This is a genomic window from Frankia torreyi, assembly GCF_000948395.1.
Lineage (GTDB): Bacteria > Actinomycetota > Actinomycetes > Frankiales > Frankiaceae > Frankia > Frankia torreyi.
Genome location: NZ_JYFN01000010.1, coordinates 108,276 through 120,828, shown reverse-complemented (window position 1 = coordinate 120,828; position 12,553 = coordinate 108,276). Strand labels below are relative to the sequence as shown.

The following is a 12,553-nucleotide window of genomic DNA, read 5'->3' as shown; positions in this document are numbered from 1 at the left end:
CGGGACGACCGATCCCCCGCAGATCCGTCAGTCGCCGCGGTACCTCTGTTCGAGCCAGGGATCACCGCGCTCGTGATATCCGGCGGCCTCCCAGAAGCCCGGCTCGTCCTCGGGCAGGAGACGGATGCCGCGGACCCACTTGGCGGACTTCCAGAAATACAGGTGGGGCACGAGCAGGCGAGCCGGGCCACCATGCTCGGGGGCCAGGTCGTCGCCATCACAGCGATGGACGATCCAGGCCCGCCCGTCCAACAGATCGTCGAGCGGCAGATTGGTGGTGTAGCCACCGTAGGAGTAGGCGACGGCGAAGTCCGCCGAGGTCTCGACATCGGCGAGCAACACGTCCAGCGAGACGCCCTGCCACACCGTGTCCAGCTTGGACCACTGGGTGACACAGTGGATGTCGACCGTCGGCGTCTCGCTCGGCAGGGCCAGAAACTCCGGCCAGCTCCAGCAATACCGGCGTCCGACCTCGTTGGTGATCACGAACTCCCACTGGTCGCGCGCCACCCGCGGAGTCGGCCCCGCGGAGAGGACCGGGAACCCTTTTTCCAGGTACTGACCTGGTGGAAGGCGGGGACGACCAGACCGCCGGCGGCCGTGAAAGCCCGGCGAGACGATGCCCATGGACCACACGTACCACAGCCGGACTCGTCGGGGCGCTCGTTGTATTCACCGCCGCGCGAGAGGGATATCACCTTCGAGCAGCCGGGCAACCATCTGCAGACCGAAGCCGGACACGTCCCTCCGACAACCGCAGCCACAACCTCGCCGGCGATCGCCCGGCAATCCGGGCGAAAGGCGTCTGTTAACATAAACAGCCCGCACAGTCCACTGATACTCGACGATCACCGATCGGCGACCGACGCGCGCCTTCGCAGGAGGACCGCTCATGGCCCGGCCAGCCGCCCCGGCGGCATCCCGCCCAGNCTCATCGCAGGCACCATCCGCACCGGTCGGCGGCCAGGCGGCGACCGAGCCACCGGGCTCCCGCCCGGCCGACGACGATCCGATCGCGCGAGTTCCTCCGCCCACCGGTTCGGTCCCGGTGAGCGCGGCACCGGTGGGCCGGCGGGTCCGTGTCCCCAAGACCGCGGAGCTGGTTGCCAGCCAACTACGACGGAGGATCATCCGCGGCGAACTCACCGAGGGTGATGCGCTTCCCCCCGAACCCACCCTGATGACGCAGTTCGGCGTCTCCCGGCCCACCCTGCGCGAGGCCTTTCGGGTCCTCGAGGCGGAGGCGCTGATCTCGGTGCGCCGCGGGGCCCATGGCGGGGCACGGGTTCACCTCCCGAGTCCAACGGTTGCCGCCCGCTATGCCGGCCTCGTCCTCGAACATCGCGGCGCCACCCTGGGCGACGTTCATCAGGCCAGCGCCGTCATCGAGCCACCGTGCGCGGCGCTGCTCGCCGAGCGGCACAGTCCGGCAGACGTGTCGGTCCTGCGCGGCATCCTCGCCGAGGCCGACGAGGTCGCCGACGATCCGGCCGCGCTCGCGGCGGCGCAGGCTGCCTTTCACCTGGCCGTGGTCGAGCTCACCGGCAACAAGTCCCTGTCCGTGGTCACCGGCATGCTGCAACATCTCGTCGAGTTGACCAACGCCCAGCACGGGCACGCGGCCGTCGGCGCGAGTCCCGACGCATCGCCCGCGCCGACGGCGGCCGTCGACCGGGCGACCGACAATCGGCTGAGCGTCGATGCCACCCGGCAGATCCACGCCACACTTGTCGACCTCGTCGAGATCGGCGATGCGGCGGGCGCCGACCGCCACTGGCGGCTGCACCTGGCTGCACCCGATCACGCGATACCGGGAGGGCCGGCCGACCGCTGCGTCCTGGATCTGCTCGGCTGATCAGCAGCCGCTGTCCGCGGCGTGGTCACCCGGCCAGACCGTCCACTGGGTGACCGGCATGGCCGAGCGCCACCCGGTGAAGCCACCGACCGGTGACGCTCGGCTTACCGACAGACGGATCAGGTCCCCGCCCCGCCGTGCGTACCAGGCCGCGAGCACCGCCTCGGACTCGAGGGTCACCGCGTTGACGACGAGCCGGCCGCGGCCTCGCAGCGCCGCCCAGCAGGCTTCGAGCAGCCCAACAGCCGTGACACCGCCACCGACGAAGACCGCATCGGGTGCCGGCAGCCCCGCCAGGACCTGCGGGGCCCGGCCCGCGACGACCTGCAGCCCGGGCACTCCCAGACTCGTGGCATTACGACGGATACGCTCCGCTCGATCGACGCGGGGCTCGATGGCGATCGCCCGGCAGGTGGCATGGGCGCGCATCCACTCGATGGCGATGCTGCCGGAGCCCGCCCCCACGTCCCACAGCAGCTCGCCGGGAACAGGACCGAGCCTGGCCAGGGTGACCGCCCGGATTTCACGTTTGGTGATCTGACCATCGTGCTCGAACGCGTCGTCGGGCAACCCGGGTGAGCGCGGCCGGTGGGCGGCCCCGGGCCCGGGGCACGGCTCGACGGCGGCCACGTTGAGGTCGGCCGGGGGGCGCAGTGCCCGCACCGTCGGCTCGCTGCTCGGCCCCGGCGGGCTGTCGTCCCTGCTGCCTAGTGGGCTGCCTACCGTGCTGCCTTGGTGGGAAGAGGCGGCGTCGCGCCAGACGGCAGACGCGACCGCCCATTCATGGGCGGTCGCCCGCTGCTGAGCCTCGTCGGCCGCACCGAGCCGTTCCAGCACCGTCATCGGGCTCGCGCCGTAGCCGCGGTCGACCAGCAGATCAGCGAGCGCGAGGGGCGTGGTCCCGTCAGCGCTGAGAACCAGTAGTCGGCGATGCGGCGCGAGCGCGGCGTGTACCTGAGCCAACGGGCGGCCCACCGCGCTCACGACGTCGACCCCGTCCATGGCCCAACCCAGACGGGCGCAGGCCAGGGACACCGACGAGGGATGGGTGAACACCCGTACCCGATCCGCCCCGAGCAGGCGAACGAGCGTGGTGCCGATCCCGTGGAACATCGGATCGCCACTGGCGAGGACGCAGACGTCGCCGACAGGGTTCGAGCTTCGCGCCGCGGGACGCCGGGGATCGCCGCCGGGCTGTGCGCCCGTGTCTGCGTCGACGCCGCTCGTCCCGGCCACCGGTATGCCGTGCTCCGCGAGCAGGTCGGCGAGGGCTGGCAGCAGCGGCGACGGCCAGGTCACCCTGCGCGCGGTGATCCGGTGCCCACCGGCCCGTTCCGGGATGAGATCGAGCTGTCGCTGCGCCCCTAGCAGAACGTCGGCGCAGCGGACGGCGTCACGCGCCGCCGTGGACAGGCCGGTCCAGCCGTCCGCGCCCACACCGACGACGGTCACCCGCGCTGATACACACGGATCCGCGGACCTCGGGTCGGACGAGGGCTCGGACTCCGACACCAGACCCGACACCGAACCCGACACCGACGCTGGATCTGACACAGCACGCCAGCGTAGTCCCGCGCCGGACCACAGGCCCACGGGTCGACCGGACCACGAAGCCGGCTGCGTGTGCCGGATCAGCACCGGCTGCGGCCCGGCCTCCAGGTCTGACAAACCGTGGGCTCCGCCACCGCGACAGCCCGTACCGTCGTGGGGGGTGGCCGTCGCGGTAAGCCGCCGGGACCATGCCCACAGCCCCAGAGATGCCCGCAGCCCTGAATGCCCACAGCTCTGAATGTCCACAGCTCCAAATGTCCACAGCTCTGAGACGCGGACTGCGGTTCCCGATGCGGCGAGAGGATCCGGACGTGACGCTGCTGTTCCCACCCCTGGACGTCGATCACGATGCTCCTGCCGTGCAGGTCGGGGATGTGGTCCTCTCCCGGGCCGAGCTGCTGGGGGCCGCAGCGACCGTCGCCGGTCGCGTCGCGGGAGCCGGGACCGTCGCGGTGCACGCCGAGGCCTCGATGGCCACTGTCGTGTCCGTCGTCGGATGTCTGCTCGCCGGGGTGCCCGCGGTCCCGGTGCCACCGGATTCCGGGCCGCGGGAGCGCGGCCACATCCTGCGGGACTCGCGCGCCGAGCTGCTGCTCGGCAGCCCGGACTGGGACGACCTGGCAATCCCGGTGGTGCCTGTCGATCCCACCGCCCGCACGGCGTTGCCGTCCGCCACGAACAGGGCGCCCGCGAGCGCAGCGAGCGTCGATGAACCGGTCGGGATCACGACCGCCCCGCCCGCGCTCATCCTGTACACCTCCGGCACGACCGGAGCACCCAAAGGCGTGATGGTGCCCGCCGCGGCCATCGCCGCCGACCTCGACGCCCTCGCCGAGGCATGGGCCTGGACCCCGGAAGACACCCTCGTGCACGGGCTGCCGCTGTTCCACGTGCACGGACTCGTCCTGGGTGTTCTCGGCGCGCTGCGGGTCGGCAGCCGACTGGTCCACACCGTCCGGCCGACACCGACCGCGTATGCGGCGGCCGGTGGCAGCCTGTACTTCGGCGTGCCGACCGTCTGGTCCCGGGTCTGCGACGACCCGGTCAGCGCCCGGGCCCTGGCCACGGCTCGGCTGCTCGTCTCCGGCAGTGCACCCCTGCCGACGCCGATTCTGAATCGGCTCGCCACGCTCACCGGCCTGGCACCCATAGAGCGATACGGGATGACCGAGACGCTGATCACGACGAGCAGCCGCGCCGATGGCGAGCGCCGCGCCGGCTGGGTAGGCCCGCCGCTGAAGGACGTACGCACCAGGCTCGTCGACGACGAGACCGGCGCTCCGCTGCCGGCCGACGGGCAGAGCATCGGCGAGTTGCAGGTCCAGGGGCCGACCCTGTACGGGGGCTACCTGGGCAGCCCGGAGGTCACCGCCGACACCTTCACGACCGATGGCTGGTTCCGTACCGGTGACGCTGCGGTGATCGCGCCGGACGGGCACCACCGGATCGTCGGACGGCGGTCGACCGACCTCATCAAGTCCGGGGGATATCGCATAGGCGCGGGTGAGGTGGAGGCGGCGCTCCTGGCCCATCCGGAGGTGCGGGAGGCCGCCGTCATCGGCCTCCCCGACGACGATCTCGGCCAGCGGATCGCCGCCTTCGTTGTCGCCCCCGATCTGCTCGATGGCGGGAGGAGCAGCAGGTCTGCGGCCGGAGACCTCACCGACTTCGTGGCCCGGGAACTGTCCGTCCACAAGCGGCCTCGAGAGATCCACTTCGTCACCGAGCTACCTCGCAATCCCATGGGCAAGGTCCGCAAGTCCGCCCTGGCCCCTCCGGCGGCGCGATAGCGGCACTGGTGAGATCGAGGCCGGGTGGAGCAGGGACGGGGTTCCGAGGAGGGATGCCCGGCCCGTTCACCCCACGACGGCACGACGCCCTGCCCGACGGCGCCCCAGCGGACTGAGTGACCCCGGGTGGCTGTCACCGCCTTCCGTCGGCGGCGGTCCGAACGGACCTGCCGGCGGCCGCCGCTGCTCGTCGCGCGCGGTCCGGTCTCCCGCCGCTCCCGCAGGCCGCGCCGGCGGGGCTGTGGCGAGCCCCCGATAGAACGCACTGGTCGCCATCAGCTCGTCGTGGGTGCCCTCCGCGATCACCCGGCCCTCGTCCAGCACGATGATGCGGTCGGCCGCCCGGACCGTCGAGATGCGGTGCGCGATGACGAGCAGGGCGCGCTCGGCGGCGATCCGGCGCATCGCCTGGGTCAGCACACGCTCGTTGACGGCATCGAGCTGCGAGGTCGGCTCGTCCAACAGCAGTACGGCGGGGTTCGGCAGCAGCGCACGGGCGATCGCCACCCGCTGCCGCTCGCCGCCGGAGAGCAGCACGCCGTGATCGCCTACCGCGGTGTGCAGCCCATCAGGCAGCCGGTTGACGAGGTCCCTCAATCCAGCCGTCGCCACCACCTGCGCAATCTCGTCCTCGGCCGCGTCCGGCATCGCGTAAACGATGTTGTCCCGCAGGGTGCCGTGCAGCACCGGCGTGTTCTGTTCAACCAGGTTCACCCAGGTCCGGGCACTGCTGCGGGAGATGGAACGGACATTTCGGCCCGCGAAAAGGATCTGCCCCTCGTCCGGATCGTAGAACCGCTCCACGAGTTCGAGAACGGTCGACTTGCCAGCTCCCGAGGCTCCGACCAGCGCGACGTGGCCCCGCCGGGGCACCTGGAACGACACTCCACGCAGCACCGGCGTCGTGGTGTAGGCAAAATGCACCTCTCGCAGCTCGATCGCCGCCGCCCGGTCGCCCTCACCCACCGTCCCCCGCGCTGCGGCCACCGCGGGCCGTTCCCCTCCAGCCCCTCCAGCCGTTCCAGACCCTCCAGCCGCTCCGGCCGCCTGCTCCGGCGAGGGGCAGCACGTGACCTGAGCCTGCCCCGACGCCCCCTGCGCGAGCAGGGCCACGGCGGGCGGTGTCAACCCGGCGGGCCAGGCGGTCGCGATCGTGCGCAGCGGACCGCGCAACACGGTGTCGTCGTCCTCCCGCGGCAGTGCGAACACGGCGTTGACCCGCGCGAGCGCCCCGAGCCCGCGCTGGATCGTGGCGGCGGATTCGATGAGCTGAGACAACGGCATGACCAGGTAGGTCGCGTAGAGGAGGAAGGCGACGAGGCTGCCGAGCGAGACCGAGCCCCGAGCCACCAGCACCCCACCGGCCAGCAGGACGGCCAGGACGCTGCCCTGCACGGCCAGTTGCATGGCGGGCGCAATGATCGAGTCCAGCTTTGCCATGCGGATACCTGCCTGGTAAGCGGCGGAGGCGTGATCGCCTATTCGCTCGGCCTCGCGGGCCTCGGCCCGGTTCGCCCGCACGGTACGGATCGCGACCAAGGCCCGTTCCAGGTCCGCGGTCATGCCTCCCACGCTCGCCTGCCCACGCTCGGACACCGCTCGGATGCGAGACAGCGCACCGAGGACCACCACCCCGGCCACCGCGACCACTGCGAGGACGAGCAGGAACAGCCACGGATTAAGCCACACCATCAGGGCGACGGCGCCGGCCACCCCGATCAGGCTGGTGACGAGCGAGGTGAAGCTGTAGGCCACCGCCTCCCGAACCACAGTGGTGTCCGTGTTCGCCCGCGAGATGAGGTCCCCGATCCGACGGGTGTCGAAGATCTGCACCCGCAGCGCCAGCAGATGGCCGATCAGCCGTCGGCGCAGGCCGAGCAGGATCCCCTGACCGGCTCGTTCCAGCAGGTAGTGCCCGACGGTGTCAATGATCGCCTGGCAGACGAACAGACCCAGAAGCGACCCGACCAGCCACAACGGGATACCACCGGCCTGCGCGGCGTCGATCACCCTCATCACGAGCAGTGGTTGGAGCACTCCGACGCCGGTACCGATCACGGTCAGCACCGTGGCGATCACCACGGGCCGTCCGTGCCCACGCAACAACGCCCAGAGCTCGGCCAGCCCCCTCACCACGGTTCGGTCCCCGGCCCGACGGCGAGCAGCGCACGCAGGTATCCGGGCGGCACCGACTCACCGACGATCACACCGTCCGCTTCGACCCACGCATGCGCGGCGAACGGCGCGACGGTTCGCACCCCGACGCACCAGGTCGGCACGCTGCCTGTCATCCGGCACAGCAGGGTGGTGGCGATCGAACGGGGAACGCAGCCTCGTTCCTCCCGACAGGTGAGGCTCACGGCCATCACCGCCTGGCGTGCGGCGAGCGCGCTGGCGTAGTCCGCCGGCCGAGCGCCCTCGCCAAGCCGGCCCAGCACCCGACGGATGCGTGCCGGCGACTGAGTAGCGAGCAGCCGTGCCGCCCCGACCGCGGCCATCGCCCCCAGTCGACGCCCGGGGCGCAGTGCGATCTCCGATCGTTCGACCACCATCGGCGCCGTCACCGCCGTGCCTCCGGCCTGCCCGCATCGTTGCCGGGGCATCCCGCCTCGACCTCGGGCGACCAGCGAGCCTCGGACTCCGGCTCGATCAGGCCGACGTCGGCGAGCTGGGCCAGCAGACCCTCGACATCGCGGCGCGCGACCTGCGGATCGACCTCTACGGTCGTGCACAGCTCCCGCACGGCGGCGGCGACGTCTCCCCCGTCCAACAGGACGCGGAGAACCAGATCACCCGAGGGGTTGAGCGTCCAGTACCGCCCGTCTTCGGTGTGCAGAAGCACGGCACCGTACTCGGTCGGCGCCCGCACCACGTCGGATCGCAACATCACCATGTCCACTCCCGCTGGTCCGTCGATCTTCGGCAGATCTCCCAGGCCATCCGTGCCGGCGCCGGGGCGCCCGCGACCCGCCTGCGCTCAGCCGCAGCGGCCGGCGAGGGTACGTAGCCACGCGTCGGCCGCGAAGGTCGGTCGGAGGGCCTGGAGCCGGCGGTCCGTCGCGGCCCCTTGCCGGCACGCCTCCCGGAGCGCCTCCGGCTCGATGAGTCCGAGGTCGGCCAGCGGCGAGTCCTCGCACAGCCCGACCAGAACGCCACGATTCGCAGGCAACCCCCGGCCCTGCTCGGCGTCGGCGCCGCCAGAGATCTTTTGAAGCAGGCAGTTCGCCGGTACCACCTGCCGCATCGCCTCCTTGAGCAGCGGCTCGTTTTCCCAGGGAGAGGCGCGCTCCTCCGCCCGGACGGCGAGCGCGGCGCGGACGACCCGGTCGTCGAGAAACGGCGCGCTCAGCGGCGGGCCGACCGGGCTGGCCATCTGATCGAACAGCCGGAAGGCGGACGCGGCGGCCCGGATCGCGAACAGGTCGGCGTGTCCGTCCCGCGTCGGCGCCAGGGGGGCGTCTCGGCGAGCCACGTCGGCGACGGCCTCGGCGATGAGCCTCAGGGCGGCGCGGGTCAGCCAGCCCGGGACGATCGGCGGCAGCGTCCAGTCCAGGGCCGCCGCCGCATGGGGGGACTCGGGCCGCGCGGGGCCTCCCCCGAGCGGAGCCTGGTCGAGGGCCCGGGCCAGGTCGAACAGGCAGTCGCGGTAGTCCCGACGGCGCATCATCCGCAGGCTCGCGGCCCACGGCCAGCCCTCCCGGGCACGGAAGCCGCGCAGGTGCTGCAACGTGGTCCAGGGCCGTCGGCGAGCCAGTCGAGACAGGTAGTTCGGCGCCCCCTGCGCGACCTGCTCACCGCCGAAGCCGGTCAGGTGCAGGCGAGGACCGTAGAGAGCGACGCGGTCGAGGCCCGCCCGCATCCTCGCCCGATCCACGAGGCCGACGAAGGGACGGTCGAGCGCCTCATCGGCGGAGGCGATGCCGTCGAAGACAAGCGGGAGCTCGCTTGCGGGCAGAATCTCCCGAGCGACACCAGGCAGCGAGACCGCCGCGTCGGCTGACCAGCGTGCATCGTTGCCATCGGGGTCCTGGGCGATCCGGGTGACCGCGACGATGTCGGCGGGGCCGCGGGCCGCCAGGCAGCACACGGCGGTCGAAGCCAGCCCGCCGGACAGGTCGGCGCTGACGGTGCGTCCCGCTGCCACCCGCACGGACACCGCCTCGGCGAGGGCCGCTCGCAGGATCGGCGCGCCCTCGGCCCGCGAACGCACCGACGCCGGCTGCCGCCACCAGCGCATCCGCTCGACCCGTCCATCACGATCCAGGAACAGGTAGTGGTCGGGTGGCACGGTCTCGACCGACTCCCACGGGACGAGGTCGTCAAGCGGATATGGCGGGAATGGATCAAGCAGCGACAGGGCCAGCGCCGTGCGGTCCAGCTCACTGCCGGCCAGCTCGGCCAGGACGTCGGCGCGGTCCGCGGCGACGTGCTGCCCCCCGGACAACGCGGTGAAGATCCGCCGCGTGCCGGTCGGGCTGCCCTGGAGCCTGCACTGCCCGTTGATCTCGGCGATGACGTGGTAGTCCCCGGCCACGGCGCGCGCGACGTCGAGGGAATGCACATCCCGGGCGGCCATCAGCAGGCGTAGGAGCTGGCTGGAATTCGCCTCGACTCGGCCGACCAGTGCTATCCGGGCACGATGGGTCGCCGCGCTGACCATCGCGTCGTCCGGCCAGTCGCCGACGAGCCACGGCCGCCCCGAGGGGTATCGCAGCACCCGACGGACCGCGGCAGGCAGCACCACCGGATCCCGGTCCGACAGGGCGACAAACCAGCAGCTCGGCCGGGGTGACGCGAGCCGGGCGTCGTGGCCCGGCCGCCGAGCCGTGATGGGCGTGGTCACCACAGCCCCAGGGGCTCAGTGGAGAAGCCCGCCAGCATCGAATCCGCCACCGGCGCGATCGCGCTCCCGGCCCGGGGCCGCTGCCGCAGATCAACCGGCCGCCGCCAGGCGCTGGGACAGGTCGCCGTCATGGGTGCCCTCCCTGTTCGCGTTCCTCCGCGTGGCGGGCAGAAGGCAAAGTCCGCCGCGCGACGGTCGGCATCCAAAAGGTGTCCCGCCTCCCGGCGGATGGGCCGGCCCCGCTCCTGCGAGCGCTACCGCAGATCAGCGGACCGGACGGAGCGGTCCCACGCCCAAGGGGATTCCCGCGGGACGTTCAGTGGCGGTTCAGCGGTGCCGGCATGCCCGTCGGCTCCGAGGAGGACCGCGGCCAGCCGCGCTCCGGGTCCAGAACCTCCTGATGGACCCGGCGCAGCTCCGCACCGGGTTCGATCCCGAGCTCGGTGACCATCCGCCGGTACAGGCCGCGGTACTCACGCAGCGCCTCGGCCCGGCGACCGCTGCGCTCCAGGGCGACGAGGAGCTGCGCCCAGAGACGCTCGCGGGTCGGGTACTCCACGGCGAGCGCGCGCAACGCCGGAAGCACCTGGTCGTGCTCACCGAGTGCGAGGCGCGCGTCTATCAGCGCCTCGCGGGCCGACCACCGGGCCTCCTCCAAGCGGAGGCTCTCGGCGCCACCGACCTCGGCCGGCAACTCGTCGAACGCGCTTCCGCGCCACCATCCGAGCGCCTGCTCCAGCAGCTCGGCGGCCTGGGCAGGCGCGTCGGCGCGGGCCGCGACCCGGCCGCGTTCGACTGCCTGCTCGAAGCGGACGACGTCGATCTCGTCGGGGGCGACGATCAGGCGATACTCCCCTGGGCGACTCTCGATGCGTCCGGGGCCGGCCGGTCGGCGAAGGACCGCGGCCCGCGGGCCCACCGCCCTGATCGACGCCGGCACGGCCGGATCCCCGACCGGCGTGGGCAGCGTGTGCCGCAGTTCGGACAGGTAGGTCTTGATGTTGCCGAGGGCAGACCTGGGCGCATCGTCCTGCCAGAGCGCCAGACACATCTCTTCCACCGAGGTCCACCGTCCGGCGTGCAGAAGCAGCGTGAGCAGCAGCGCCCGCTTCTTGCGCTGGTCGATGCGGACGCGCTCCCCCGGCCCACGCCAGACCTCAAGCGGGCCCAGCACGGCAAACACGACACCGGACCCGGGCCCGGGCGCCGCCGCCGCCGCGGAGCCGGACCACCGGGAGCCGTGACCTGGTTCGCCGGGAGTCCGGACGCCGGGACGGGCGATCGGGCCCGCAACGGTTCCGAGCTCGTCGACCATGATGATCCTCGTCGGTCGGAGATCCTCGCTGATCGGGCCCCGTTCCACACCTCGCCCGGGGACCGGCGGCCCCGTCTGGGCCGGTGCAGGGAATACCCCGTTCGACCGGCGGATAGTCCTCTCCCCCGGCGAGATGCGTCCTCGCGGCGGGATGCGTCCTCGCCGCGGGATGCGACGACGCCCGGCTGCCACACACGACAGCGCCGCCGGGTGAGGCTCGGGAGCGTCACCCGGCGGCGCCGCGGCCGCCCTGCGATTCCTCAGATGCCGAGGCTGGCGCGGGTCTGGGGCCCGACGACGCCATCCACCAGCAGACCGTGCTTGAGCTGGTAGTCCTTGACCATGTGGTTCGTCTGGTAGCCAAACTGGCCGTCGACCTGGATCGGGTAACCGAGGTTGGCCAGCTTCCGCTGAACCTGCTGGACGTCCTGCCGGTAGCCGATGCCGGTGGCGAGCGACGGATACCCGGTCGGGAACGCCGACGCGGGCGCGGGCGCCGCGGGCGCGGGCGCCGCGGGCGCGGCGTAGGAGACGGTGCGGACGCTCACGCCGCCGGAGACGGCGGCCGCCGCGGCCTGGCCACGCCCCAGGAACCGGTTGTGCATGCCGCGGGCGTACGTGGTCCAGGCCGCGGGGCCCTGGCTGTCGCAGACTCGCTTCGCCGCCCAGGCGTTGGTGGCGGGGTCGTAGAGGTTGCGGCTGCCCACCCAGCCGGCGTGCGCACGCATGTTGATCTGCCAGAGTCCGCGGGAGTCCTCACCGACCGTGGCGTGGGCGAAGGTGTTGCCGCCGGACTCGGCGAGAGCGACCGCCACCCAGGTGGACAGCGGGACGCCGCGGCAGCCGGCGAGGCCCGCATTCGCCGCCGCGCTGGCGATCGTCACGTCCGAGACGGAGCCGGTGGCGGCGCTCGCCGGGCTCGCGGTGGCGAGCATGCTGGCTCCGGCACCGATCACGCCGGCGGCGGCGATGACGGCGCCACGGTGCCGGGTGGAACGCTTCCGATGCTTTCCCTTAGCCATTCTTTGACATCTCATTTCGGTGTCGTCGAACACAGGTGTGGAATCGGTGATGGCTTCCGCTCAACGGAGGGGAGCGGTTCTCACTCACCAGATAAGGGCAGCACGGACTATCTGGTTTCGAAGCTGCACCCGGCCAAACGGCGCAAAGAAACGGCGGGGGCGAGCTCCGAGATTGGT

Annotated in this window: 11 protein-coding genes; 2 read left to right on the top strand and 9 right to left on the bottom strand. The window is 72.1% G+C overall.

Annotated elements, in window-relative coordinates:
• Positions 1–27: 27 nt before the first annotated feature.
• Complete coding sequence (locus tag FF36_RS08900) at positions 28–627, bottom strand: sulfite oxidase-like oxidoreductase (RefSeq protein WP_044884508.1); 600 nt, start codon at positions 625–627, stop codon at positions 28–30.
• A 421-nt stretch (positions 628–1,048) separates the two neighbouring features.
• Here FF36_RS08900 and FF36_RS08895 point away from each other — a divergent pair, with 421 nt between their 5' ends.
• Positions 1,049–1,855 carry a FadR/GntR family transcriptional regulator gene (locus FF36_RS08895; RefSeq protein ID WP_242418577.1) on the top strand — a complete coding sequence of 269 codons (807 nt, stop codon included), beginning with the start codon at positions 1,049–1,051 and terminating at the stop codon, positions 1,853–1,855.
• Here FF36_RS08895 and FF36_RS08890 read toward each other — a convergent pair whose 3' ends face one another.
• Entirely contained in the window at positions 1,856–3,307 is a 1,452-nt protein-coding gene (locus FF36_RS08890) for a bifunctional cobalt-precorrin-7 (C(5))-methyltransferase/cobalt-precorrin-6B (C(15))-methyltransferase (protein WP_044884507.1), read from the bottom strand.
• 410 nt (positions 3,308–3,717) lie between these two features.
• Between FF36_RS08890 and FF36_RS08885 the strand changes: the two genes are divergently transcribed.
• On the top strand, positions 3,718–5,196 hold the full coding sequence (locus FF36_RS08885) for an acyl-CoA synthetase (protein ID WP_044884542.1): 1,479 nt from the start codon (positions 3,718–3,720) through the stop codon (positions 5,194–5,196).
• Positions 5,197–5,262: 66 nt separating this feature from the next.
• Here FF36_RS08885 and FF36_RS08880 read toward each other — a convergent pair whose 3' ends face one another.
• From FF36_RS08880 to FF36_RS08855, 7 genes are all read right to left on the bottom strand, one after another.
• Positions 5,263–7,332, bottom strand: a complete 2,070-nt coding sequence (locus tag FF36_RS08880) for an ABC transporter ATP-binding protein (RefSeq protein WP_044884506.1) — start codon at positions 7,330–7,332, stop codon at positions 5,263–5,265.
• On the bottom strand, positions 7,326–7,748 hold the full coding sequence (locus FF36_RS08875) for a lasso peptide biosynthesis B2 protein (RefSeq protein ID WP_082121783.1): 423 nt from the start codon (positions 7,746–7,748) through the stop codon (positions 7,326–7,328). The genes FF36_RS08880 and FF36_RS08875 overlap by 7 nt, the downstream gene beginning before the upstream one ends.
• Before the next feature lie 8 nt (positions 7,749–7,756).
• Positions 7,757–8,089, bottom strand: coding sequence for a lasso peptide biosynthesis PqqD family chaperone (locus FF36_RS08870; RefSeq protein ID WP_044884541.1), 333 nt, complete (start codon positions 8,087–8,089; stop codon positions 7,757–7,759).
• An 84-nt stretch (positions 8,090–8,173) separates the two neighbouring features.
• A complete protein-coding gene (locus FF36_RS08865) occupies positions 8,174–10,039 on the bottom strand; it encodes an asparagine synthase-related protein (protein WP_044884540.1) in 1,866 nt (621 codons plus the stop codon).
• Positions 10,036–10,170, bottom strand: coding sequence for a hypothetical protein (locus FF36_RS39900; protein WP_255355756.1), 135 nt, complete (start codon positions 10,168–10,170; stop codon positions 10,036–10,038). Before FF36_RS39900 ends, FF36_RS08865 begins: the two co-directional genes overlap by 4 nt.
• 185 nt (positions 10,171–10,355) lie before the next feature.
• Positions 10,356–11,354, bottom strand: coding sequence for an AfsR/SARP family transcriptional regulator (locus tag FF36_RS08860; RefSeq protein WP_242418573.1), 999 nt, complete (start codon positions 11,352–11,354; stop codon positions 10,356–10,358).
• Positions 11,355–11,614: 260 nt separating this feature from the next.
• A complete protein-coding gene (locus FF36_RS08855; protein WP_044884504.1) occupies positions 11,615–12,376 on the bottom strand; it encodes a peptidoglycan-binding protein in 762 nt (253 codons plus the stop codon).
• Positions 12,377–12,553 lie beyond the last annotated feature (177 nt).